The 21,993-nt window shown below is 63.6% G+C and carries 23 protein-coding genes; 15 read left to right on the forward strand and 8 right to left on the reverse strand.

Going from position 1 to position 21,993, the window contains the following annotated elements; genetic code table 11:
• The first annotated feature begins 1 nt into the window (after position 1).
• Genes F4Y38_10575 through F4Y38_10595 form a run of 5 tightly spaced genes read left to right on the forward strand, consistent with a single transcriptional unit; the run spans position 2 to position 3,889 of the window.
• Positions 2-892: a 4-hydroxybenzoate octaprenyltransferase gene (locus F4Y38_10575; protein MXY49719.1), complete on the forward strand. Its 891-nt coding sequence runs from the start codon at positions 2-4 to the stop codon at positions 890-892.
• Complete coding sequence (locus F4Y38_10580) at positions 889-1,602, forward strand: ubiquinone/menaquinone biosynthesis methyltransferase (protein MXY49720.1); 714 nt, start codon at positions 889-891, stop codon at positions 1,600-1,602. Before F4Y38_10575 ends, F4Y38_10580 begins: the two co-directional genes overlap by 4 nt.
• A complete protein-coding gene (locus F4Y38_10585; protein ID MXY49721.1) occupies positions 1,599-2,222 on the forward strand; it encodes a UbiX family flavin prenyltransferase in 624 nt (207 codons plus the stop codon). The genes F4Y38_10580 and F4Y38_10585 overlap by 4 nt, the downstream gene beginning before the upstream one ends.
• Positions 2,219-2,878 carry an endonuclease III gene (locus tag F4Y38_10590; GenBank protein ID MXY49722.1) on the forward strand — a complete coding sequence of 220 codons (660 nt, stop codon included), beginning with the start codon at positions 2,219-2,221 and terminating at the stop codon, positions 2,876-2,878. Before F4Y38_10585 ends, F4Y38_10590 begins: the two co-directional genes overlap by 4 nt.
• A gap of 42 nt (positions 2,879-2,920) precedes the next feature.
• Entirely contained in the window at positions 2,921-3,889 is a 969-nt protein-coding gene (locus tag F4Y38_10595) for a DUF993 family protein (GenBank protein MXY49723.1), read from the forward strand.
• Positions 3,890-3,897: 8 nt separating this feature from the next.
• On the opposite strand, the gene F4Y38_10600 is transcribed toward F4Y38_10595, so the two are convergent.
• From F4Y38_10600 to F4Y38_10610, 3 genes are all read right to left on the reverse strand, one after another.
• On the reverse strand, positions 3,898-4,683 hold the full coding sequence (locus F4Y38_10600; GenBank protein MXY49724.1) for a hypothetical protein: 786 nt from the start codon (positions 4,681-4,683) through the stop codon (positions 3,898-3,900).
• Positions 4,684-4,764: 81 nt separating this feature from the next.
• A complete protein-coding gene (locus F4Y38_10605; GenBank protein MXY49725.1) occupies positions 4,765-5,040 on the reverse strand; it encodes a hypothetical protein in 276 nt (91 codons plus the stop codon).
• A 6-nt stretch (positions 5,041-5,046) separates the two neighbouring features.
• Entirely contained in the window at positions 5,047-6,540 is a 1,494-nt protein-coding gene (locus tag F4Y38_10610; protein MXY49726.1) for a DUF2851 family protein, read from the reverse strand.
• 64 nt (positions 6,541-6,604) lie between these two features.
• Between F4Y38_10610 and F4Y38_10615 the strand changes: the two genes are divergently transcribed.
• The 5 genes from F4Y38_10615 (at position 6,605) to F4Y38_10635 (ending at position 10,854) form a co-directional block, all read left to right on the forward strand.
• A complete protein-coding gene (locus tag F4Y38_10615; GenBank protein ID MXY49727.1) occupies positions 6,605-7,453 on the forward strand; it encodes a 1-acyl-sn-glycerol-3-phosphate acyltransferase in 849 nt (282 codons plus the stop codon).
• Entirely contained in the window at positions 7,429-8,181 is a 753-nt protein-coding gene (locus tag F4Y38_10620) for an HAD family hydrolase (GenBank protein MXY49728.1), read from the forward strand. Before F4Y38_10615 ends, F4Y38_10620 begins: the two co-directional genes overlap by 25 nt.
• Positions 8,182-8,243: 62 nt before the next feature.
• The gene (locus tag F4Y38_10625) at positions 8,244-8,567 is read left to right on the forward strand and encodes a hypothetical protein (protein MXY49729.1); all 324 of its coding nucleotides are present in this window, start codon (positions 8,244-8,246) and stop codon (positions 8,565-8,567) included.
• Complete coding sequence (locus F4Y38_10630) at positions 8,506-8,832, forward strand: hypothetical protein (GenBank protein MXY49730.1); 327 nt, start codon at positions 8,506-8,508, stop codon at positions 8,830-8,832. Before F4Y38_10625 ends, F4Y38_10630 begins: the two co-directional genes overlap by 62 nt.
• A 90-nt stretch (positions 8,833-8,922) precedes the next feature.
• The gene (locus F4Y38_10635) at positions 8,923-10,854 is read left to right on the forward strand and encodes a hypothetical protein (protein MXY49731.1); all 1,932 of its coding nucleotides are present in this window, start codon (positions 8,923-8,925) and stop codon (positions 10,852-10,854) included.
• An 87-nt stretch (positions 10,855-10,941) separates the two neighbouring features.
• On the opposite strand, the gene F4Y38_10640 is transcribed toward F4Y38_10635, so the two are convergent.
• The 5 genes from F4Y38_10640 to F4Y38_10660 form a co-directional block, all read right to left on the reverse strand.
• Positions 10,942-11,862, reverse strand: a complete 921-nt coding sequence (locus F4Y38_10640; protein ID MXY49732.1) for a glycoside hydrolase family 5 protein — start codon at positions 11,860-11,862, stop codon at positions 10,942-10,944.
• Between the two features lie 42 nt (positions 11,863-11,904).
• On the reverse strand, positions 11,905-12,501 hold the full coding sequence (locus tag F4Y38_10645; protein MXY49733.1) for an XTP/dITP diphosphatase: 597 nt from the start codon (positions 12,499-12,501) through the stop codon (positions 11,905-11,907).
• A 9-nt stretch (positions 12,502-12,510) separates the two neighbouring features.
• Complete coding sequence (locus F4Y38_10650) at positions 12,511-13,233, reverse strand: ribonuclease PH (GenBank protein MXY49734.1); 723 nt, start codon at positions 13,231-13,233, stop codon at positions 12,511-12,513.
• Between the two features lie 81 nt (positions 13,234-13,314).
• Positions 13,315-13,776 carry a PTS sugar transporter subunit IIA gene (locus F4Y38_10655; GenBank protein ID MXY49735.1) on the reverse strand — a complete coding sequence of 154 codons (462 nt, stop codon included), beginning with the start codon at positions 13,774-13,776 and terminating at the stop codon, positions 13,315-13,317.
• A gap of 220 nt (positions 13,777-13,996) precedes the next feature.
• Positions 13,997-14,539 (reverse strand): DUF4398 domain-containing protein, encoded by a 543-nt coding sequence (locus F4Y38_10660; protein ID MXY49736.1) that lies wholly within the window; start codon positions 14,537-14,539, stop codon positions 13,997-13,999.
• Positions 14,540-14,894: 355 nt separating this feature from the next.
• On the opposite strand from F4Y38_10660, the gene F4Y38_10665 reads away from it, so the two are divergent.
• The 5 genes from F4Y38_10665 (at position 14,895) to F4Y38_10685 (ending at position 21,976) form a co-directional block, all read left to right on the forward strand.
• Positions 14,895-15,854 (forward strand): phosphoribosylaminoimidazolesuccinocarboxamide synthase, encoded by a 960-nt coding sequence (locus F4Y38_10665; protein MXY49737.1) that lies wholly within the window; start codon positions 14,895-14,897, stop codon positions 15,852-15,854.
• A gap of 15 nt (positions 15,855-15,869) precedes the next feature.
• Positions 15,870-19,271, forward strand: coding sequence for a transcription-repair coupling factor (gene mfd, locus F4Y38_10670; protein MXY49738.1), 3,402 nt, complete (start codon positions 15,870-15,872; stop codon positions 19,269-19,271).
• Between the two features lie 51 nt (positions 19,272-19,322).
• Positions 19,323-20,201 (forward strand): hypothetical protein, encoded by an 879-nt coding sequence (locus F4Y38_10675; protein ID MXY49739.1) that lies wholly within the window; start codon positions 19,323-19,325, stop codon positions 20,199-20,201.
• Between the two features lie 101 nt (positions 20,202-20,302).
• Positions 20,303-21,619 (forward strand): hypothetical protein, encoded by a 1,317-nt coding sequence (locus tag F4Y38_10680; GenBank protein ID MXY49740.1) that lies wholly within the window; start codon positions 20,303-20,305, stop codon positions 21,617-21,619.
• Between the two features lie 69 nt (positions 21,620-21,688).
• Positions 21,689-21,976 carry an RNA-binding S4 domain-containing protein gene (locus F4Y38_10685; protein MXY49741.1) on the forward strand — a complete coding sequence of 96 codons (288 nt, stop codon included), beginning with the start codon at positions 21,689-21,691 and terminating at the stop codon, positions 21,974-21,976.
• The last annotated feature ends 17 nt before the right edge of the window (positions 21,977-21,993 follow it).

Here is a 21,993-nt window from a genome sequence, read left to right on the forward strand (position 1 = left end):
TATGAATCAGAAGTCGCCATCGCCCCTGTCCGCGATCGGATCGGTGGTCGTATTCGGCAGGATGATCAAGCTCTCCCACAGCGTATTTGCGCTGCCCTTCGCTATGGCCGGCGTGGCCCTGGCCGCCCGGAGTCATGGGGTCGAAGGGCTGCAACTGGTGTGGATCGTCATCGCCATGGTGTCCGCCCGGAGCGCGGCCATGGGCTTCAACCGGCTCGCGGACCGTGTGATGGACGGGAAGAACCCCCGTACGTGGGACCGGGCTTTGCCGAAGGGACGGATCGCGCCCCGCGCCGTTACCCTTATCGTGGGCGCGTGCTGCGCGCTGTTCGTCTTTTCCGCCTACCAGCTCAACGAACTTTGCTTCCAGCTGTCGCCGATCGCCCTGCTGGTGATCCTGTCGTACTCCTATTTCAAACGGTTCACCTGGGCCACCCACCTGGTCCTGGGCCTCGCCCTCGCCATAGCGCCGGTGGGGGCGTGGATCGCCGTGACCGGCGCCTTCGATCCCGCGATGCTCTGGCTGGCGGCGGCCGTGTTGACCTGGGTGGCGGGCTTTGATATAATATACGCCTGCCAGGACTACGAATTCGACGTCGCGCAGGGCGTCCACTCGATACCGCGCCGCTTCGGGATCCGGCCGGCTTTGGTGGCGGCCCGCGTGCTCCACGCGGCCACGGTCGTGTTCCTGCTGGCCGTCCATCAGGTTTTCGATCTGCACGCGCTTTATCTGTGCGGCACCGTACTGGCAACCGGGATGCTGGTCTACGAACACACGCTGGTCAAGCCGGACGACCTTTCGAAGATCGATGTCGCCTTCTTCAACACGAACGGCCTGGTCAGTGTGGTCTTTTTCGTTTTCCTGCTGGGCGATATCCTGTGGCCGATATGAGTACCGCAGACGAAAAGTCCCGGCACATCCGGCGCATGTTCGATCGCATCGGGCACCGGTACGACCTGCTCAACCGCCTGCTGAGCGGATATGGCGATGTCCGGTGGCGCAGGGCCGCGGTCCGCGCGCTGAACACGTCGGCGGACGACCTGCTGCTCGATGTGGGCATCGGCACGGGCGACCTGGCGCTGGAAGCGCTGAAGGGCCGGCGGAAGCCGCGGTTGATCGTGGGGGTGGACGCGGCGATGGGGATGATGCGGATCGGCCGGAAGAAGTCGGCACATCCCGCGGGGCGGACCATCCGGTTCGTCGGGGGAAGCGCCGAAGCCCTACCCCTGCGGTCCGGGGTCTTCGACGGCGCGATGGTGGCGTTCGGCGTGCGCAACTTCACCGACCGCGCCGCGGGTCTGCGGTGCATCCGGCGCGTATTGAAGCCCGGCGGCAGGCTGGTGGTGCTGGAGCTTTCCGTTCCCCGTTATCCGGTGATCCGCCAGTTGTACCGGCTCTACGCCGTACACGCCATACCCTGGATCGGCGGCGTGATCTCGGGAGACGCGGACGCTTACCGGTACCTGCAGGTTTCGGTGGAAGCGTTCCCGGAGCGGGAGCGTTTCCGATCGCTCATGGAGGACGCGGGTTTCGTGGACACGGGCTGGCGTGACCTTACGCTGGGGGTAGCCACGGTCTACTGGGGGGACAAGCGGTCATGAAACATGTCATCGTCGCCGTCACCGGCGCCAGCGGCGGACTGTACGCGCTCAGGCTCCTGCGCGCTTTGTTGGCCGGCGGCCACCGGGTCAGCGTCGTGCTGTCCGGCTTCGGCCGGTACGTACTCAGGGAAGAAACCGGCCTGGGGACGGGCGGCGACCTGCAGGACGGGCTGGCCGACCTCTACGGCGACCAGGTGAAGAAGGGCACGCTCGCGGAATTCAAGATCGGGGACCTGGCGGCTTCGATCGCGAGCGGGTCGGTACGCACCGACGGGATGGTCGTCATACCGTGCTCGATGAAGACGCTGTCCGCCATCGCCCATGGTACCTCTTCCTCCCTGATCGAACGGGCCGCGGACGTCACGCTCAAGGAAGCCCGGCCCCTCGTGCTGGTACCCCGGGAAACGCCGTTGAACGTCATCCACCTGCGCAACCTGCTCGCCGCCGCCGAAGCGGGCGCCCGCATTGTGCCGGCCATGCCGGCGTTCTACCAGAAGCCTTCCAGTTTCGACGACCTGGCCGACTTCATAGCAGGACGGGTGCTGAACCTGCTCGGCATCGAACAGAACCTCTTTACCCCCTGGGACACGCCATCCGGCGAAGGGGAGTCCGCGGAATGAAAGACCGGGATATTCACCGGGTGATCTCCATCCTGGAAGACGAGACTTCCAGGTGGACCGAAACGGCGTTGACGCTAGTGGCCGAGCAGACCCGGCGCGATCCGTTCCGCATATTGATCGGCACCGTGCTCAGCCTCCGGACGAAGGACGAGACGACCGCAGCGGCCTGCGAGCGGCTCTTCGGACTGGCCGACACGCCCGAGTCCATGCAGGCCCTGCCGGAGGAAACCGTGGACCGCGCCATCTATCCCGTGGGCTTCCATGCCACGAAGGCGCGCAATATCCTGCAGATCTGCGAGATCCTCGTGGAGGAGTACCGGGGTATCGTGCCGGACGAGATCGACACGCTGGTCACTTTGCCCGGCGTGGGCAGGAAGACGGCAAACCTCGTGGTCACGATCGGTTACGGCAAGCCGGGCATCTGCGTCGACACCCACGTACACCGCATCTCCAACCGCTGGGGGTATATCGACACCCGGAATCCGGACCAGTCGGAGTGTGCCTTGAGAGAGAAGTTGCCTTCCGAATACTGGATCCGGTATAATGACCTGCTCGTCATGTATGGCCAGAACCTGTGCAAGCCCGTTTCGCCTTTCTGCAGCCGCTGCCGCCTGTCGCCGTACTGCGAGCGGGTCGGCGTGGTGAAACACAGGTGACGGCGCAGTCCGCATATCCGGTTTCATGAAGGAGAGGCATCAATGGAAGCATCACTGAATACGCCCAGGGGGCTCGGCCGCGCGCCTCATATCATCGCGGCGTTGTCCGTACCCGTGAGCGAAGCGGGTGAAATCGACTTCGAAGTCTTCGCCCGGGACCTGGAAAGAACCGCGGGGTACGGGATAGAACCCGCGGTGCTCATGGATACCTACCAGATCAACCACTGCACGTTGGAGGATCAGGTCAGGGGGTTGGAAACGACGCGGGAAGTCATGAACGGGCGGGCGTTTACGGCGGGCGTGTACGTGGAGGACGAGATCCGGGGAGACGGGATCGAGGACATCATCCATGCGTACCAGGCCAAGATAGAGCAGCTGGAGAACCGGTACGGCGCGAGTCCGATCGTATTCCAGACCGAGCGCTTGAAAGATGCGGACGCCGCCACCGTGGTCCGCGTCTACGAGGGGCTGGCCGAAGCCTCCCGCGGCGGACTGAAGGCATTCGAACTAAGCCCGGTCTTCGCACCGAACGGCTGGATGTTTCCCGATGACGCGCTGATCGAGATCCTGGCCGGCGACAAGTGGGCGGGCGCGAAACACTCGTCCCTGGATCCATCCATGGAATGGGTGCTGCTGCGGAAGGTCCATCAAATCGGAAAGAAGCTCTACACGGGGAACGACTACGATTTCGCCTCCATGATCTTCAACGGAAGCGACGCGCTGCTGGGTATCGCGACCTTTATGCCCGACAAGTTCCGGGAACTCGCGGATGCCTTGCGGGACGGCGACCTTGCGCGGTACCACGACCTGGGGAACCGGATGGAATTCCTGGGGCGGGTCGCGTTCCAGCCGCCCGTGCCGGCCTACAAGCACAGCGCGGCCATGGTGAAGAAGATGCGCGGCTGGTACCCCACGGACTACGTGCTGCCCGACAACCCCCTCAGGCGGGACGAGGCCCACCGGGAAGCGCTGCGAGTAGCCCTCGAAAACCTGGACATTCCCTGCGGCTAAAGCGGCCGCTACCGCCGGGTGTACCGCGCCAGGAGACTCGAGATCTCGCGGGTCAGTTCGCTCGTCTTGTCGCCGTCGCGCGTTAGCGTGCTTTCAAGAGCGTCCGCCAGGGCGGCGATCTCATCGCAAAATGCCTGGTGTTCCCGGGCGTGTCTGGAGAGCGCGGCGCGCAGGTCGGCGAGTATCTCCACCGCCCTCACATCGGGTTCGCCGGGATCCTCCGCGGCTACCTCGGGCTGCACATCTTCCGCGGCTTCCACCAGGTCTTCTGCAGCTTCCACCAGGTCTTCCGCCGTTTCCTCGTGATCCGTGACCGCGGGGTCGTCCCCGGGCCGGGCGTCTTCCGCGTCCACCGCGCCTTCCGTGTCCGCGCGATCTTCTGCTGGCTGCGCGACTTCCGCCGTTACAGCGTCTTCCGCCGCTTCCACGCCTTCGTCACCGCGTCCGGGCGTTTCTTCCATGTCGTCTTCAGGCGCTGATCCGCCAGCGGCGTCTACCTCGTCCGGACCGATGCCGGCTTGCGATTCGGAGGAAGACTCCGGTGATAGCTCGACATCCAGGGGCGCCCGGCCGTACTGGCGGCGCGTTGTACCATTCGAATCAGGAATCGCCGGCGCTGATTGGCCGATCGGCGGATGCATGAACAAGTCGATGGATTCCCTGGACACGAAGTACCTGCCGTCTTCCATGTAGTATTCCAGCTTGCCGTCTTCGCACATCTGCGTCACCTGGTCGGGCAATCTCATCATCATGTCCGCAGTTTCCCTCAAGGTCATCCACTGCGTCTCCGGCATCTTCTCCTCCCGTGCTTGTAAATGTACTGCCCGCAAGCCCTTGTTCCGGCCCGTTTTCGAGTTCGGCTCATCCGTCGTTACTTAGAAAACCTCTCCGGCTACCTGCCTGCCGTCAATTCGCAATTGCAATCTAACGCTCAACAGCGCTTTGGCAAACACTTCCACGCGGTGTTCGTCGGTGCCGATCCGCAGATTCGTGCTCAATATGCGCGTTTTCCGCAGCGACACGCGGCGGATGCTGCGATCCCTGCAGACTCCGTCGACGTACAGCCGGGCGTCCTGGGTCCAGGTGCTGAATGCCCTGATCTCATGGCCTTTGAATTCCGTCCTGCATTCGACGCCTTCCGGGTTCGCCATGTTGCTTCAACTCCGTGTGAAGTGCGTCGAACCGCTCATCACGCATTGGCCGCAGTCCTTGCTACGGCAGGTCTCGAGATCAATCTGCAACAGGCCCTGTTGAAGGACGGCCCGGTCGATGGAGGCCTTTTTCTCAGGCGTATCGATGAAAAGCAGATTCGTCATCGCCTGGACCACGCTGTTGTTCGCCTGCCGGCCGTAACCGGCGTACATTTCCCGGACGAGGTTCATCCGGTCCGACTGGCTGTCCCGGTCGGCGAGGGCGTAGATGAATGGAAGGACCACGTCGACCATTATGCCTCGCTGGCGGTCGCGGCCCATCAGCGCATTGCGCGCCGTTCGCGAGGTCTCCCCGAACACCGTGTGTCTCAACCAGTAGTCGCCGGGCAACGGCCGGATCATTTCCTCGAGCTTCCGCGCGGTCTGCCGCAGCAAAGCGACGGGTCCCCGGCCGGCGCCGGCGTTCATCGGGCCGGCGATCAGCGTGTCCAGGCCATCCTGCAGGCCCGACGCGATAAAATAACTCATAGCGGCAAGCCGGACCGTGGGGAAGTTAAAGGGTCTTAACCGGAAAAACAACCAGTCATGTTCCCGCATGGGACGGGCGGGAATGGACGGACGGAAGGCTTCCCAGCGCGTTTCTATTTCCCTGACGTACGGGTCGTCCGGGATTTCGCCGCCGTAGGAGAGCCGCTGTGAGGGCAGCAGCCCGGCTGCCCCGAAAATCAAGGCCTGCAGATCGATGATGCGATGGCCGCCCCCTGTGCCGATCAGAGCGCGGATCGTCGCCAGGGGCAGGCGCCGGGCAAGCGACTGGCAGGCATCGGTATTCTTCGTGTAACCCGCGGCCCGCATGGCGAACTCATAGAGCGTCTGTTCCGCAGAAACCTGTTCCATCCTCCCGGACATTTCCGCCGCCTTATTCCGAAACCGGTCGGATCCCTTCCGGTCCAGCAACGCGTGAACGCGCTCGACCGACAGCAGTTTCATCAGGTCCTGGCAGGGGTAGCTGGCAGGGGCCGGGTCCTCCGTTTTTAGCCTGTATTGTTTTTGTATCCGGTCCAGGCCGTGCCTGAGGTGCTCGGATAACACCAGCGTTGGGACGAACTGCCCATTCTGTTTCCTGACGGCCGGAAGCTTCTCGTCATGCCACAGGACGACGTGCAGCACGACATTGTTGTAAAGCGGGTCGCTCGTATGGCCGCGCCGACGCCAGTCGGCGGGTCTGATATGGATTTCCACGTCTCCCCTGAGGCGCTTCCCGGGTCCGAAGGACAGAACCGCCTGGAGAAAATCGGGGCCGCTGTCGGGATTCAAGGTGCCGGGATGATGGACCCTGAGTGTCCGGCCGTCGGTGAGCCGGAGCCTTCCGGTCCGCCCGGTCCGCCCGGTCCGCCCCGCCCGCGCCAGCCCCTTCTGCCACAGATGCCAGATGAGCGCTTCTGCGATTTCCGAATCGGCGATTTGGTTCATATTACCTGTTTCAGCATGTTCTTTCATGCCTGGTCTCTAACCCAATAGTCGGAAGAACATCATCAGTCTCGCATGCCGCAGTCCGAAGGCGATGCGCGGCCCTTCGGTTGTCCGGGACATCAGGCAATTGACACTGGTTTTTTCTGGTGATTGGGTTATAATCCGGTTTAAAGCCGGAAGGCGCCCCCGTCCATCCGAATCTCACGAGTCCGGTGACCGCGTGACCGCAGCCTATTCCATCCTGCAGATCATCAGTGTGCTGGTCTTCACCCTGTTGTTCGGGCTGTCGGCCATGTTGCTGTCCCCATTCAATCCTTCGGGGCGCCTGGTCCACTGGTTCGCCCGCTGGTGGGCGCGAACCCTGTTGTGGGTGGGCCGCGTGCCGGTACGACTTGAAGGGCTGGACAATATCCCAGGAGGGCAGCCGTGCGTGCTGGTCTCCAATCATGCCAGCGCGGCGGACATACCCATCCTGTTCGGTTCGCTGCCCATCCAGTTCAGGATCATCGCCAAGGATTCCCTGTTCCACATACCGGTCCTGGGATGGTGCATGCGGCTGGCCGGCTACATCAGCATCAACCGTACCAATCCGAAGAAAGCCATGCGGAGTCTCAAGAAGGCGGCCCGGCAGATCAGGGAAGGGTTTCCCGCGGTGGTCTTCCCGGAAGGCACGAGAACGCGGACCGGAGAACTGCAGCCCTTCAAGGCCGGCGCCTTCCTGCTGGCCATAGAATCCGGCGTGCCCGTTGTGCCCGTGGGGATTTCCGGCAGCTTCGATATCCTCGTGCGCGGCAGTATGAGAATCCGGCCCGACGCGCAGGTCGCCGTGCGCATCGGGAGACCCATCGCGACCGAAGGCTATACGACGAAGGACCGGCGCGGGTTGGCCGAGCAGGCGCGGGAGGCCGTCGAGGAATGCCTGCGACGGGAAGGCCGGTAGGGATGGCGCGCCCGGCGGGTTCGGTTTTTAAAGCAGGCAACGCGGTCCTGTTCGATCTCGACGACACCCTGGCCGACCGCGACCGGGCGAGAGACCGGTTCTTTTCGTTTCTGCTGGACACGTACTTCCCGGAGCTGAAGCGGGGAGGAACTCCATGGTCCGAGCGCATGGACACGCTGCGCGGCCTCGATCGGGCAGGCCGGGGCAGCAAGGCCGCGATCCACGACTATCTTTTCGGTGAGCGTCCGGTCCGCCTGGTCCGCCCGGTCATGCCCGCTACGGCCTTTGTCGAGTTGATGCGCAGCAAAATCGCCAGCTATACCTCCTGGTCGGAAGGAGCCGAGCCGCTGTTGAGATGCCTTCAGGCCAGAAAGCACCCCTTGGCCGTGGTCACCAATGGTTCTAAATCCCAGCGAGACAAAATCGAAGCCCTGGAAGCGTCGAGGTATTTCGAAGCGGTGCTCATTTCCGGGGAAGTAGGCATCGCCAAGCCGGATCCCCGCATATTTCGGCAGGCGCTGTCCCGGCTGAACGCCGCGCCCGGTCGGTCCGTTTTCGTGGGGGACAGCATGGAACACGATATAGCCGGCGCTCGAAAGGCCGGGATGATGACGGTCTACATCAAGAAGGGAGAGGCGGAAGATCCCGATGACGCCCTGTGTGACCTGGTCGTTTCCGATCTCAGGGAATTGTCGGACCTGGTCATCGGTCTTGACGCCTGTACATAAACCATTTTTGCAAGGAGCGTATTTAAAATGAGACGATCTCCCCTGACCTGGACACTGGCCCTTTGCGTTGTCCTCTTCGTATCCGGTTGCACGGAAGACACCCCTCCCGTGGAAGAAGCGGCGACCGCCCCGGATGCGGGCGCGGCGGCCCCGGATGCGGGCGCGGCGGCCCCGGATGCGGGCGCGATCACCTCGGATGCGGACGCGACGGCCCCGGATGCGGGCGCGGCGTCCGTCTCGGCGGTGGATGGTCTGCTGTCGGAACACATGGCCGCCGAAGCCATGCTGACGGCGCACTTCGTGGCGGCCGCGGTAAAGGCAGGCATGAGCACGGAGGAGATAAACGGCGCACTGGCCGCGGTCGCCGATGGGTCCGCCATCAGTGAATTCTGGGTAAGCGACGAGACCGGCCGGGTGGTGTATACGAATATTCCAGAAGTGGAGTTCGCTTTCCCCACCGACCCGGACGACGAATCCCAGGCGGCACCGTTCGCGGCGCTGCTGACCGGCGGTCAGGCGGTCGTCGACCAGGATTTCATGCCCCGGGAACTAGACGGCATGGTCTTCAAGTACGTAGGCGCGCCCGGGGTGGACCAGGCGCGCATCGTGCAGGTAGGCGTGGCGGCGCCGGCGGATTCGGCCGCGCCCTGATCGACCGCGCGGGTTCCATCCGGTCGCCGAATGCTCGCTCGGGCAGACCGGCCGGCCGGCATGTCCTCCTCTGAAAGAACTGAGCCACCGATGCACACCGTAACGGCAAGCGTCCACTACGAAATCACGCCGCCGTGGGCGATCCTCGAACGCAAGCTCATCGACACGATGGACGAAGCGGTCCATCCCTTTATCGAGAAGTACACTCGCCCGGACGGCTCGCTGATCTGGGCGGACACCTGGTCCGGAAGCCGGGACGGGATGGATGATTTCTACGAAGCCTTCACCAATTTCGCCCAGTACTACAGCCTGGGCGGCGGATACCATCTGCTGGAGGCGGCGGACCGGCACTGGGACGCTATCACCCGGCAACTGACCTGCTTCGGGCGGATCCATCGGGAGTATGAGCGGGGATACGACCAGTTTCACCAGAGCGAGAGCTACATCTACTTCTACCATCTCTGCCTTGCCGACCCCGACAATCCCAAGTTGCGCGACCGCGCCCGGCGGTTCGCCGGCTTCTACCTGAACGAATTCCCCGACGCACTGAACTACGATCCGGTGCATCGCATCATCCGGGCGCCCCACAACGGCAGCGGCGGACCCGCCTGGGGGATGAGCGAGGACGACAGCCGGCTGACGTACAATCCCGGCCCCGGCATGCGTGTCTACGGCCTGCCGCTGAGCGACGTCCCGGGGATCACGCACGTGGACGATCTCCAGGACCCCGCGAAGGCGCGGGTCATGGGCAGGGCCATGGCCGAGCGGTTCCGCGAGGGCGACGTGGGGAACAACCTGAGCGTCAACGGACTCATCATGAACGCCTATCTGATGACCGGCGACGAGAAGTACCGGGACTGGCTGCTGGAGTATACCGGGGCCTGGCTGGAACGGGCCCGGGAGAACGGCGGGCTCATGCCGGACAACGTGGGGCTGGACGGGCGCGTGGGGGCCCTGCACAACGGCAAGTGGTACGGCGGCCTCTACGGCTGGACGTGGCCCCACGGGTTCTACAACCTGGGTTACGCCGCCATCACCGCGGCCAACAACGCCTACCTGCTGTCAGGGGACGCCGGCTGGTTCGACATGCCGAGGGGCATGATCGACCGTGTGCTGGAGGAGGGCATCGACGCGGATTTCGATGAAATGGCGGCCCAGATCAGCATACGGGATCACTACATCGGCGTCGACCGCAGCCTCGGTCCCGACCGGCGAACCTTCCTCACGCCGTACCGCTACGGCGACCAGGGTTGGATGGACTACCAGCCCATGCCCGTGACGTATCCGCTGAACGTGTGGAACGTGTCGGAGGCCGACGAGGACCGGGCGCGCATGGACTTCCTGCGCGAACGCAGCGGCTATGACTGGTCGGCCGTCGTGCCCTTCAGGGACAAGGGCGACATGCATCACGACGAGCCCTGGCTGCTCTACCTGCGGGGAGAGAATCCGGACTATCCTGAACGGATGCTGGGGGCCGCCCACGCCCTGGTCTGCCATCGACTGGCACAGATCCGCGCCGACGATTCGGACCTGGAAGCCGGGCCGAGCATTCATCTGTGGCAGCAGTTGCAGCCCGTGACCACCGAGGCCCTCGTGCAGCTGACCATGGGATGTCCCCAGGCCATCTACTACGGCGGCATCCCCAACGCGAGGCTGCGCTACTACGACGCCGACCGCAAACGCCCGGGCTTGCCGGCCGACACGGCGGCCCTCGTCGACCGGATCGAACCGTCCCGCGTGGGCGTGCACCTGGTCAACCTGCACCCCGCGGAAACCAGGCGGGTCGTCCTGCAGGCCGGCGCCCTGTCCGAGCACACCTTTCGCATCGCCTCTCATGATGCGACCGACACGCCGTACCCCGGCGCCACGGGGGCCTACGCAGCGCCGAAGACCTCGGTATGCCGCCGGTCGCTGCAGATCGACGATTCACGCCTGCTCGTGGTGCTGCCGCCGGCCACCCGGATCCGACTGGACCTGGAGATGGCCCGTTACGTCAACCGGCCGCGGTACGAAACCGCCTGACCGGCCGTGTCTTCGGTCATCCGGTGAATTCGAACCGCCGGATGAGGTCCGGTTCCCGAGGGTCGAGCGGGGTGCCGTCGGGATGCATCATGTCGTGCTGCCAGACCGCCGGGGTGGGATCGCCCTGCTTCGACTCCCAGGCCAGGTAGGTCTGTGTCCTCCCCGCCACGAGCCCCAGTTGTACCACCCGATCCGATTTTCCGCGAACACGGGGAGCATGTCCGCGAAGGTGTTGCCGTGGTGCCGACGCAGCCACTCGGTGCAGATAACGGGCCGGCCGTGCGCATTGCACCGGGCGAGGCTGGGACCGATGTCTTCGGCCGCCCCGTAGTAGTGGAAGGTAACGATATCGGACAGTTCGAACAGCAATGCGGAGAGGTCGTCTTCGAAGGCGTTCCACGTCCATGGTCCCGTGGTAAGCGGCTGCACGGGGTCGACGGAACGGGCCCAGGCGAAGGCGTCCTTAACGAGCGGCTGGCTCCGCAGGTCGTCGTCCGGTTCGTTGTACAGGTCCCAAACCAGCACGCGCGGGTCCGATCCGAAGCTGCCGACGATGTCCTTCACGTAGCGCTCGAGACCCGGCCAGGCGTCCCGGTCGGCCAGGCGTTCGAACCCCGGACTCGGCACCCACTGGCTGTTGTGCACGCCGGGCACCGGGCCGTCCTGGGGTCCCAGGTAGGGATCGCGTCCCCCGAAGAAGCAGTCGCAGAATAGGATGACCATGGCGCTTACGCCGTGCCGCGACGCGATAGACAGGAACCGGTCCATCCGCTCCTTCAGGCCCTCGGGGTCGTCTTCCCAGACCAGGTACTGCACGAAGACCCGCACGCTGTTGTAGCCCGCCGCGGCGGCCCAGCCCAGTTCCTGGTCGATGGTTTCCGGATCGAAAGTGGGCGCCTGCCACATTTCGGTCATATTGACGGCCGTGCGCGGCAGGTAGTTGCAGCCGCGGATCACGCCAATGTCACGGTACCAGGCGTGGGCTTTTTCTGTTGACCATCTGGTCATGACATGCCTTTCAGGTTTATTTAAGAACTTCAGGCAGCGCCTTCAGTCCGGATGGTCTGCCAGGGACTTCAGCACATCCGCGATCCGTTGAAGCGCCAGGGCCCGGTGGCTGATCCGGTTTTTCACCCCCGCGTCCAGTTCGGCGAAGGTGTTTTCGTAGCCCTCGGGCACGAACAGCGGATCGTAGCCGAATCCCGCGTCGCCCCGCGGCGCCTGCAGAATCCGGCCCTCGCAGGCCCCTTCCGCGGTCCAGGTGCGGCCGTCGGGTACCACGACCGCCATAACGCATCGAAACCGGGCCGTGCGTTCGGCGTCGGATATCCCGTCCAGGGCGCCGAGCAGGCGCCGGATGTTGTCCTGGTCGGTGGGGTCCCTGCCCGCGTACCGTGCCGAGTGGACGCCGGGCGCCCCGTCCAGGGCGTCCACTTCCAGGCCCGAATCGTCCGCTAGCGTGGTCTTTCCTGTGTACAGCGATACGGCCCGCGCCTTGATGAGGGCGTTCTCCTCGAAGGTGCGGCCCGTCTCTTCCGGTTCGGGACAGCCGGTAAAAGACGCGGCCGGCGCGACCCGCACGCCGGGGAGCAAAGCCTTGATCTCGGAGATCTTACCCGGGTTGCGCGTGGCCAGGACGAGGGTCATGTTCGTGGTCTAGTCCCGGGCCAGCGCCTGTTTCTGAAGGTCGATCAGCCGGTTTACGCCCTGTTTGCCGAGGTCGAGCATGGCGGCCAGCTGATCCGTTGAGAAAGGGTGGTGCTCGGCGGTGCCCTGGATTTCCACCAGGTCGCCGTCGCCGGTCATGACGAGGTTCATGTCGACGTCTGCCGTGGAGTCCTCTTCGTAGCACAGATCGAGCATGGGCACGCCGCCGATGATGCCCACGCTGATGGCGGCGACCGCGTCACGGACGGGGTCGCGATCGATCAGCCCTTGCCGCGAAAGCCAGGACACCGCGTCGCGAAGCGCCACGTAACTGCCCGTGATCGACGCGGTCCGTGTTCCCCCGTCGGCTTCGATGACGTCGCAATCAATGAGGATGGACCGTTCACCCAGGCTGTCCAGGTCGAATACGGCGCGGAGCGACCGCCCGATGAGCCGCTGGATCTCCTGCGTGCGACCGGAGACGCTGCCGCGCCGGCCGTCGCGGGACACCCGCGTGTTCGTGCTTCGCGGCAGCATGCCATATTCCGCCGTGACCCAGCCCTTGCCGCTCCCTTTCAGAAAAGGCGGGACGCTCTCGTCCACGCTCGCCGAACAGAGCACGGTCGTGGCGCCCATGGAAATCAGCGCGGATCCTTCCGCGTGCCGAAGGTAGTTGCGCCGGATCTCGACGGGACGCAACTCGTCGGTCTCCCGGCCATCGATCCTGGACACAGGCGTCACGGCTTCATCCTTTACTTTTGCGTAAATGCTTTTGTATGGACGATCGGACGATACCGCAGCACGGAGACCGCGCTACATGTTCTCTTCCTCTTCCGCGATAAGCGCGAGGGCGTCGCGGGGGTCTTCCGCGGCGATCAGCTGTTTTCGCAGGTTGTCGTGCCGAAGCAGGCGGGAAATGTGGGCGAGCGCCCGGATATGGGGACCGGAGACATTCAGGGGGGACACGAGCAGGAAGAAGAGGTAGACCGGCTGTTCGTCGAGGGACTGGAAATCCACGCCCTCCTTCTTGATCCCGAGCACCCCGACCAGCCTGTCGACGGCCTTGCACTTGCCGTGGGGAATGGCGACCCCCTTCCCGATCCCGGTGCTCATGATCTTCTCGCGTTCCAGGACGGCCTGGAGCACTTCCCTGTTGTCGCTGATCCGGCCGGACGCGGTCAGTGCCGCGGCCAGTTCCTCGATCACTTCCTGTTTCTGCGTGGCCTTAAGGTTGACCAGGATAGCGTTTTCGTCCAACAGTTCCGTCAAGCTCATGCCGTGCTCCTGTATCCCGAACCTTCCTGAAAAACGGAATCGCTTCAAAAACCTGTGTGATTCTATGTACCCGCCCCGCAATTGTCAATAACGATTTGGACGGCCTCCGGGTCCGGCGGTGAAGCGGACATTAGAAAAGCCGCCTGACCACGTCGTCAGACGGCTTCTTGTTCCCTGGCAATCTTCGGCAATCTTCGGCAATCTTCGGCGAGGCGCCGGTTCAGCCGCCGGCCCGTTCCGCGAAACTGTCGGCCGTCATGTTGGCTGACTCGAGAAGCATTTTGAGATCATGCCATTTCTCGGCCGCGTTAAGTTCATTCAATTGCACCGTCAGCGAGTCGGCGAATGCCGAGGCTTCCTGGGCAAGCGCACGGGCGGCCTGGCCGCGTCCCTGCTCGATGCTGCCCGAAATCTCCCCCCATCGTTCCAGGAAAGCCGGCAGGGCTTCATCGACCTCGCGTTTGGTAAACTCCTTCTGCACCACGGATTCCTGGCTGGCCGATTCGACGAGCGCCATGGTGTTTTCGGCGGCGGTTTTCGCGTCGCCGTACTCCTCCGCGGCCATATGCGTCCGGGCCTTTTCGAACTCGGCCGCGGCCGCTTCGTATTCAGCCGGCGCGTACTTGTCGACCTCGGCTTCCATGGCGGCGGCCATGGCATCCTCCGCCCCGTTCATCGCCTCGGTGGGCGGTCCCGCGCATGCAGCGGCCATGAAGAGGCATGCGACGACGCTCAGCGCGGTCAGATAGGCCTGCTTGGACATGATAGAACCTCCTGTTCGAACCGGTAAATGATGTATGTCGGATCGCTCGAATCGGTATCGAATTGACCGGGTAAGGCAATACTTCAGCAGTATAACTCAAATATAATAGAACGGTTAGAAAACCTGTCCAGCAAAAAAGGCGTCAGGCACAAAAAACATGGCCTGCCAGGGGAATGAATCCGGTGGGCGGGGTCCGTGGTTGCCGGGTGCGCCGAAGGGGTGAACGGGGCCGTGATTGCCCTTGACTTCCCGGCCTGCCGACCTTAGTGTGAAGGGTTCGATTCGGAAGCGGTTTCGTCTCGATGGACGGACCGTTTCGAGAGCCGTCCATACGCCGAAAGGAACAACGCGAAGCATGGTTTCTGAAGACCTCCTCAGGAAGCAGTTGGAATTCGTCCTGCACGATACCAGCTTCGACCTGGGCGAGAAATTCGAAGGCAAGGTCAGGGACAACTACCGGCTCAACGGGAAACGGATCATCGTGACCACCGATCGGATCTCCGCCTTCGACCGGGTCTTGTGCGCCCTTCCCTTCAAGGGCCAAGTCATCAACCAGACCGCGGTCTACTGGTTCGAACGGACCCGGCATATCATTGAGAACCACCTGATCGACGTGCCCGATCCGAACGTGCTCGTAGCCAGGGAGTGCCAACTGATTCCGGTCGAGATGGTCGTCCGGGGGTATCTGACCGGCGTGACCACGACGTCGGCCTGGTACCACTATTCCCGGGGAAGCCGCGACTTCTGCGGCAACGCGCTGCCGGACGGCATGATAAAGAACCAGGCCTTCGACCGGCCCATCATTACCCCTTCGACGAAACCGGAAAAAGGCGCGCACGACGAGTCCATCTCGGCGGAAGAAGTGCTACGCCGGGGCCTCGTGGACGAAGGCGCGTACCGGGAGATGGAAAGGGCGGCCCTGGCGCTTTTCGCCTTCGGGACCGAACGGGCGGCCGCCAACAACCTGATCCTGGTGGACACCAAGTACGAATTCGGCCTCTTCGAGGACCGGGTCGTGTTGATCGACGAGATTCACACCCCCGACTCTTCCAGATTCTGGATCAGGGATACGTATGAAGATCGTTTCCGCCGCGGCGAGGAACCGGAGAAGATGGACAAGGAATACGTCCGTGGTTGGCTCGCTGACCGCGGTTTTCGCGGCGACGGTCCCATACCGCATATACCGGACGAGATCAGGATCGAAGCCGCCCGCCGTTACATTACAGCCTACGAGATGATCACCGCCAGGGCTTTCGAAGCCCGGAACGAGGATGTGTTGCAGCGGATCACCCACCGGCTGCGGAACCCCATGTAGCCGAACCGCTCTCGTATGCGCCTGCCAACCCTCCTGGACATCACGGAAGCATCCCCCGTCGTACAGCGGTATCTCACGCTGGCCGCCGATGACGCCCGCACCGCGCGGGTGTCGGGGCTCGCCGGCTCTTCGCGGTCTCTGCTGCTCGCCCACGCGCACCGGAAACGGGGCGGCGCGACGCTGGTCATCGTGGAGGACACGGACGCCGCCGAGGAGATGTACGAGGACGTCTCCAGCCTGCTGGACCCCGATGACGTGGCGTTGTTTCCTCCCTGGGAGGTGTTGCCCTACGACCAGGTATCGCCGCCGGGGGACCTGTCGGGAAGGCGCCTGGGCGCGCTGCACGCCCTGATGAACAACCGGCCGCTGTTCGTCGTCGCGACGGTCCGGGCCGTCATGCAGCGCACCATGCCGCCGTCCGTGCTCGCCGCCGCCGTCCTCCAGGTCGTAGCGGGCGCCACCATCCCATTGAACGATCTTACCGCGCGGTGCAACCGGCTCGGTTACGAGCGGACGGACATGGTGCAGGCGCCGGGCCACTTCAGTGTGCGGGGAGGTATCGTCGACGTCTATCCGCACGGGATGGAACAGCCGTGCAGAATCGAGTTCTTCGGCGACGAAGTGGAATCGATCCGCCTGTTCGATATCTACACCCAGCGGTCTTCGCGGAACATCGGCGAGATGACGGTGCTCCCGAACCGGGAAATGATCGACGATCCGGAAATGCGCGACGATGTGATACAAAGGGTAATGCGGGCTGGAGCATCGTTATCGCTCGACGCGTCCGAACTGGTGGCTCATATCGAGGACGGCGGGCTGTTCGAAGGCAGTGAACGCTACCTTCCCTACTTCCATCCCTCCGCCGCCACCATCATGAACTACCTGCCGGACCGTACGCTGATCGTCCGCTGCGAACCCGATGAACTGGCCCGCGAGGCCGAGTCATTCGAGGCGGAGTACGAAGACACCCACCTGCGAAGAACCGCGGCGCACGACCTGGTTCCCGGTCCGGAAGAAGCGATCCTGCGCTGGTCCGGCGTAATGGAGGAGTCGGCCTATTACGGCACGATGGACATGGTGCGCGGCACGCGGGCGGCCGATGGGTGGCTCGCGGTCGGCGCCGAGGCCTCCGGCGTGTACCAGGGGGCGATGGACGTACTGAAGTCACGGCTAAAGGATTGGAAGGCGGACAACGCCCGGGTCGTGGTGGTCTGCGACAATGAAGGACAGGCGGAGCGGCTGCGCGAGATCCTGGGCCCGGACGCCCCGGAGATCGAGATGGCGGTCGGGCCGATGCACGCCGGGTTCATTCTCCCGGACCTGCCGCTCGTCGTGCTGACCGACGCGGAGATCTTCAACCGGTACCGGAGACGCCGCCGCAAGGTCTTCAAGGAAGGCGTGGTGATCGAGGACTTCACCAGCCTCAAAGAGGGGGACTTCGTCGTCCATATCGACCACGGCATCGGCCGGTACGTCGGGTTGAAACGCATTTCCGTGGATAACCGGGAGAGGGACTGCCTGACCCTGGTCTACGCTGGAGACGACCGGGTTTTCATCCCCATCGAGCAGCTGCACCGGGTCCAGAAGTACATCGGCTCCGACGGCGAGGCGCCCACGCTGTCGAAACTGGGCGGGAGAGCCTGGGAACAGGCCAAGAAGCGCACGCGCAAGGCGGTCCGGGTCATCGCCGAAGACCTGGTCAAGCTCTATGCGGCCCGGCAGGCCAGCCCCGGGTTCGCCTTCTCGGCCGACACCCCCTGGCAGCGGGAAATGGAAGACTCCTTCATCTACGTGGATACGCCGGACCAGGAGCAGGCTTCCACGGACGTGAAGTCGGATATGGAGAAGGCGGTGCCCATGGACCGGCTGATCTGCGGCGACGTGGGCTACGGGAAGACCGAAGTGGCGATCCGCGCCGCGTTCAAGGCGGTTCAGGACGGGAAACAGGTCGCGGTGCTGGCGCCGACCACCATCCTGGCGCAACAGCACCTGACCACCTTCACCGAACGGCTCGCGGACTACCCGGTGAACATCCGCATGCTGAGCCGGTTCGTACCGCCAAGGGAGCAGAAGGCCGTTGTCGCGGGGCTCGGGAAGGGCGAAGTGGATATCGTCATCGGCACCCATCGTCTCATTTCCGGCGACATCGACTTCAGCGACATGGGCCTGCTCGTGGTCGATGAAGAACAGCGGTTCGGCGTGGTCCACAAGGAACGGCTCAAGCAGCTGAAGACCTCCGTGGACGTCATGACCATGACCGCTACGCCCATCCCGCGGACGCTCCACATGTCGCTGGTCTCCGCCCGCGACATGTCCCTCATCACCACCCCGCCCAGGGACCGGCTGCCGGTGCACACCGAGGTGGTGCGTTTCAACGAGGAGGTGATCTGCGAGGCGATCATGCGGGAGGTGGACCGCGGCGGACAGGTCTTCTTCGTCCACAACCGGGTTCAGTCCATCGAGGCGGTCGCCGAGTTTCTCCGGCGCCTCCTGCCCCAGGTGTCTTTCGTCGTGGGCCACGGGCAGATGCAGGAACGGGAACTCGAAAATGTAATGATCGATTTTCTGGACCGTAAATACGACTGCCTGGTGTCCACCATGATCATCGAGTCCGGGCTGGACATCCCCAGCGTGAATACCATCCTGGTGAACCGCGCGGACCGGTTCGGCCTGGCCCAGCTGTATCAGCTCCGTGGTCGCGTGGGGCGGTCCAATCACCGGGCCTACGCCTACCTGATGATTCCCGCCGCCGGCACGGTGACCCCCGACGCCCGCAAGCGGCTGGCCGTGATCGCCGAGTATACCGCGCTCGGGTCGGGATTCCACATCGCCATGCGGGACCTGGAGATCAGGGGTGCCGGCAACCTGCTGGGCACGGAGCAGCACGGGTTCATCTCCTCCATCGGTTTCGATCTGTACTGCCGTCTGTTGAAAGAGGCGATGCAGGACCTCAAGGGCGTGACGCGGGAAGAGACGCCAGAAGCCGAAGTCGAACTGCAGGTAGCTGCCTTCATTCCCGATGACTATATCGCGGACCGGAAACTCAAGGTCGGCTTTTACCAGCGTCTTTCCCGCGTGGAAGACGAGCAGGAGGTCGCCTCGCTGCGTGAGGAGATGCAGGACCGGTTCGGCCGGTTGCCCGATCCGGTGCGCGTCCTCTTCGACCTGGTTTCCATCCGGCAGATTGCGGCGAGGATCGGATTGCAGCAACTCAGGATACGCGGGAGCGAGATGACCGTGGCCTACCGGAACGGTCTCTATCCTTCGCGGGACCGAATCGCCAGCGTGACGGACGATCCCGCGCTGGACATCGAATTCCCCCACGGAGACGGTTTCCGGATCAGGGCCGGACTGACCGGCGAAACGGAAGCCGAACGGGTCGATCTGGCCAAAAACCTGTTGCTCAAACTCCTGTAATTGGTTAATGATACTTGCCCGGTTGCCGAAGTTTGACCTGCCCGCTGGAGTATGAAGATCAGCATGAAATCCGCGGTCTGTTGTACCGTTATGCTGAACGTGGCGCTTGTCTTGACACAGTGCCAGTGCAGCTCGATTCCGGAAGACCCCGATTCGGTTGTCGCGAGGGTGAACCAGTCCACGCTGACGGTCGATGAACTGAATGCCGAACTGGATGCCACGGCGTTGTTCGCCGCTACGCCCCAGATGAGAAAGGACCGGGTGTCCGACTGGATCCGGACCGAGTTGCTCTACCAGGAAGCCCTGCGGCTGAATCTGGACGGCGACGACAAGACGGTCCGGGACCTGGACCGGATGCGCCGGGAGCACCTGGCCAACGTCGTGCTGGAACACATGGCCGCCGATTCGGCGATCGTGGTATCCGACGAAGAGGTCGAGGCCTATTTCGAGGCCAATCGGCAGGAATTCGTTTACCTCGAACCGGAACTCAGGGTCTCGGTGATCGTTCTACCGGACGTGACCACGGCCCGGCAGGTCCGTAACCAGTTGTCGCGCCGGAGCGCTACCTTCGAGGAACTGGCGCGGACGCGGTCCATACACGCGTCTTCGGTCGATGGCGGGGACCTGGGATTTCTGAAAAGGGCGGATATCAGCGACGTTTCGGTGCAGGAAATCGTCTTTTCCCTGAGTGCCGGCCAGGTTTCGCGGCCTGTCCTTTCTGAAAACGGTTCGTTTATATTCAGGGTCGCGGAGCGTCGCGAAGCCGGCGCGCTGCCGCCGCTGGACGAGGTCCGCGGCGAGATCGTCAACCGGGTACTGCGGGACAAGCGCCGCGAACTGGTCAGGCGGTACGTCGATGCGCTGCGGCAGACGGCCGACGTGGAAATCCATGACGGGAACCTGATGCGGCCGGAACCCGGCGGGCCGTAGACAGGGCGCCGCAGACAGGGCGCCGCAGTAAGGGCGCCGCGGAAAGAGCGTCGCAGTAAGGGCGCCGCCGAAAGAGCGCCGCAGACCGGCACAGGAGGAGCATGACCTTGCGATCAATCACCCGGCATATCCCGTTGCTGCTGTTACTGGCCTTGGTCCTGGCGGGACGCCCCGTCCAGGGCCAGCAACTGGTGGACTACGTCGTCGCCGTCGTGGACAACGAGATCATCCTCTACTCCGACGTCGTCGAAGCGGTGAAGATGTACCGCATGCAGGAGACGGAGCAGGAGCCGGAAGACCTCCCGAACCAGTTGTTGAAGGACATGGTCGATACGCGCGTTGTGCTCGCGTACGCGCGCAGGGACAGCGTGCGGGTACCCGCTGAACAGGTAAACGGCGCGGTGCGCCAGATCATCGACCAGTACACGGAACGGCTCGGTTCCGAAGAAGCCCTGGAACAACTGGTGGCGAATTCGGGCATGACCATGCGGGACTGGAACCGGCTGCTCCGGCGCCAGAAGGAGGAGGAGCTGCTGCAGCGCAGGCTCGAGGAAGACCGCTTCGGTGAAGTCCGCGTTACCGGCCTGGAAGTGGCCCGGTACTATGAGACGCACTACGACAGCATACCGTCGAACCCCGTCCAACTCGACCTGAGCCATATCATGATCACCTCACGCCCGGACCCGGAAGTCGTGGCCGCCATGAACGCGCGGATTGACGAGATTCGGCGCCGCATAGCCGACGGCGAGGATTTCGGCGAGATGGCGCGGCGGTATTCGGAAGACCTGAACAGCGCCAAAAACGGCGGAGACCTGGGATTCTTCACCCGCGGCACGTTCATGGCCGATTTCGAAGAGGCGGCTTTCGCCCTGGAGACGGGCGGCGTCAGCCACACGGTGCAGACGGACGTGGGCCTGCATATCATCAAGCTGGAGGAACGGAGGGACGACCGGATCCGCGTGCGGCACATATTGGTCCAGATCCCGAAGACGGATGAGGACGATCACCGGGCGCAGGAGACGATTTCCTTGCTGCGGCAGCGGATACTCGACGGCGACGAGACTTTTTCCGATGCCGCGGCGAAGTACTCGGAAGACCTGGCCTCCGCTTCCGAAGGCGGCCACATCGGGGAGTTCATGCTCGACCAGTTGCTGCCCCAGTACCAGGCCGCCCTCAATGCCGTCTCCATCGACGAGATGACCGAACCCATCAAGGTGGTGGACCAGGGCGCCGTCTCCTATCACATCATGCGGCTGAACGACAGGACCGGGGGCGACAAGTTCACCCTGGACGACCACTTTCAGGAAATCACGAATCTGGCCAAATTCGCCAAGTGGAGTGAGGAGAGGGAACGGTGGCTCAAGGATCTTCGCCGCGAGTTGTACATTGACGAGCGCGGCCTGGACGTCCTGCCCTGAACGACCTGCCCTGAACCGAGATCCGCGAACGCGCGTCTAACGCGTGACCAACCTGCGACATCCCGTGAGATGAGAGTAGATCTCTTTCTGAAACGGTCCCGCATCATCAAACAGCGGGACGCCGCCAAGAAGGCCTGCGACCGGGGTATGGTTACCATTTCCGGAAGGTCCGCGAAACCCGGCCACCAGGTCGCGGCAAGGGACATCGTCGTCGTGGCCTGGCCCGACAGAAGGCTGGAATTCGAAGTGTTGAACGTCCCGGAAGGAAACGTCTCGAAAGACCGGGCGCAATCCATGTATCACGTCCTCAGCGACGAGCGCCTGATTGATAACGTTTCAGGCTTCGAAGCTCGTTGATGACCGCCCGCCCGGAC

This window comes from Gemmatimonadota bacterium (genome assembly GCA_009838645.1).
Classification (GTDB): domain Bacteria; phylum JAAXHH01; class JAAXHH01; order JAAXHH01; family JAAXHH01; genus JAAXHH01.

Excerpts from the sequence above, each read along its gene's own strand:
- F4Y38_10575 (MXY49719.1), top strand. The coding sequence starts at position 2 with ATGAATCAGAAGTCGCCATCGCCCCTGTCCGCGATCGGATCGGTGGTC.
- F4Y38_10680 (MXY49740.1), top strand. The coding sequence starts at position 20,303 with ATGACCTTGCGATCAATCACCCGGCATATCCCGTTGCTGCTGTTACTG.
- F4Y38_10660 (MXY49736.1), bottom strand. The coding sequence starts at position 14,539 with ATGTCCAAGCAGGCCTATCTGACCGCGCTGAGCGTCGTCGCATGCCTC.
- F4Y38_10675 (MXY49739.1), top strand. The coding sequence starts at position 19,323 with ATGAAGATCAGCATGAAATCCGCGGTCTGTTGTACCGTTATGCTGAAC.
- F4Y38_10685 (MXY49741.1), top strand. The coding sequence starts at position 21,689 with ATGAGAGTAGATCTCTTTCTGAAACGGTCCCGCATCATCAAACAGCGG.
- F4Y38_10605 (MXY49725.1), bottom strand. The coding sequence starts at position 5,040 with ATGGCGAACCCGGAAGGCGTCGAATGCAGGACGGAATTCAAAGGCCAT.
- F4Y38_10645 (MXY49733.1), bottom strand. The coding sequence starts at position 12,501 with ATGACCCTCGTCCTGGCCACGCGCAACCCGGGTAAGATCTCCGAGATC.
- F4Y38_10665 (MXY49737.1), top strand. The coding sequence starts at position 14,895 with ATGGTTTCTGAAGACCTCCTCAGGAAGCAGTTGGAATTCGTCCTGCAC.
- F4Y38_10620 (MXY49728.1), top strand. The coding sequence starts at position 7,429 with ATGCCTGCGACGGGAAGGCCGGTAGGGATGGCGCGCCCGGCGGGTTCG.
- F4Y38_10610 (MXY49726.1), bottom strand. The coding sequence starts at position 6,540 with ATGAAAGAACATGCTGAAACAGGTAATATGAACCAAATCGCCGATTCG.
- F4Y38_10635 (MXY49731.1), top strand. The coding sequence starts at position 8,923 with ATGCACACCGTAACGGCAAGCGTCCACTACGAAATCACGCCGCCGTGG.
- F4Y38_10630 (MXY49730.1), top strand. The coding sequence starts at position 8,506 with ATGAGCACGGAGGAGATAAACGGCGCACTGGCCGCGGTCGCCGATGGG.
- F4Y38_10655 (MXY49735.1), bottom strand. The coding sequence starts at position 13,776 with ATGAGCTTGACGGAACTGTTGGACGAAAACGCTATCCTGGTCAACCTT.
- F4Y38_10640 (MXY49732.1), bottom strand. The coding sequence starts at position 11,862 with ATGACCAGATGGTCAACAGAAAAAGCCCACGCCTGGTACCGTGACATT.
- F4Y38_10580 (MXY49720.1), top strand. The coding sequence starts at position 889 with ATGAGTACCGCAGACGAAAAGTCCCGGCACATCCGGCGCATGTTCGAT.
- F4Y38_10600 (MXY49724.1), bottom strand. The coding sequence starts at position 4,683 with ATGCCGGAGACGCAGTGGATGACCTTGAGGGAAACTGCGGACATGATG.
- F4Y38_10595 (MXY49723.1), top strand. The coding sequence starts at position 2,921 with ATGGAAGCATCACTGAATACGCCCAGGGGGCTCGGCCGCGCGCCTCAT.
- F4Y38_10585 (MXY49721.1), top strand. The coding sequence starts at position 1,599 with ATGAAACATGTCATCGTCGCCGTCACCGGCGCCAGCGGCGGACTGTAC.
- F4Y38_10615 (MXY49727.1), top strand. The coding sequence starts at position 6,605 with ATGCGCGGCCCTTCGGTTGTCCGGGACATCAGGCAATTGACACTGGTT.
- F4Y38_10590 (MXY49722.1), top strand. The coding sequence starts at position 2,219 with ATGAAAGACCGGGATATTCACCGGGTGATCTCCATCCTGGAAGACGAG.
- mfd (MXY49738.1), top strand. The coding sequence starts at position 15,870 with ATGCGCCTGCCAACCCTCCTGGACATCACGGAAGCATCCCCCGTCGTA.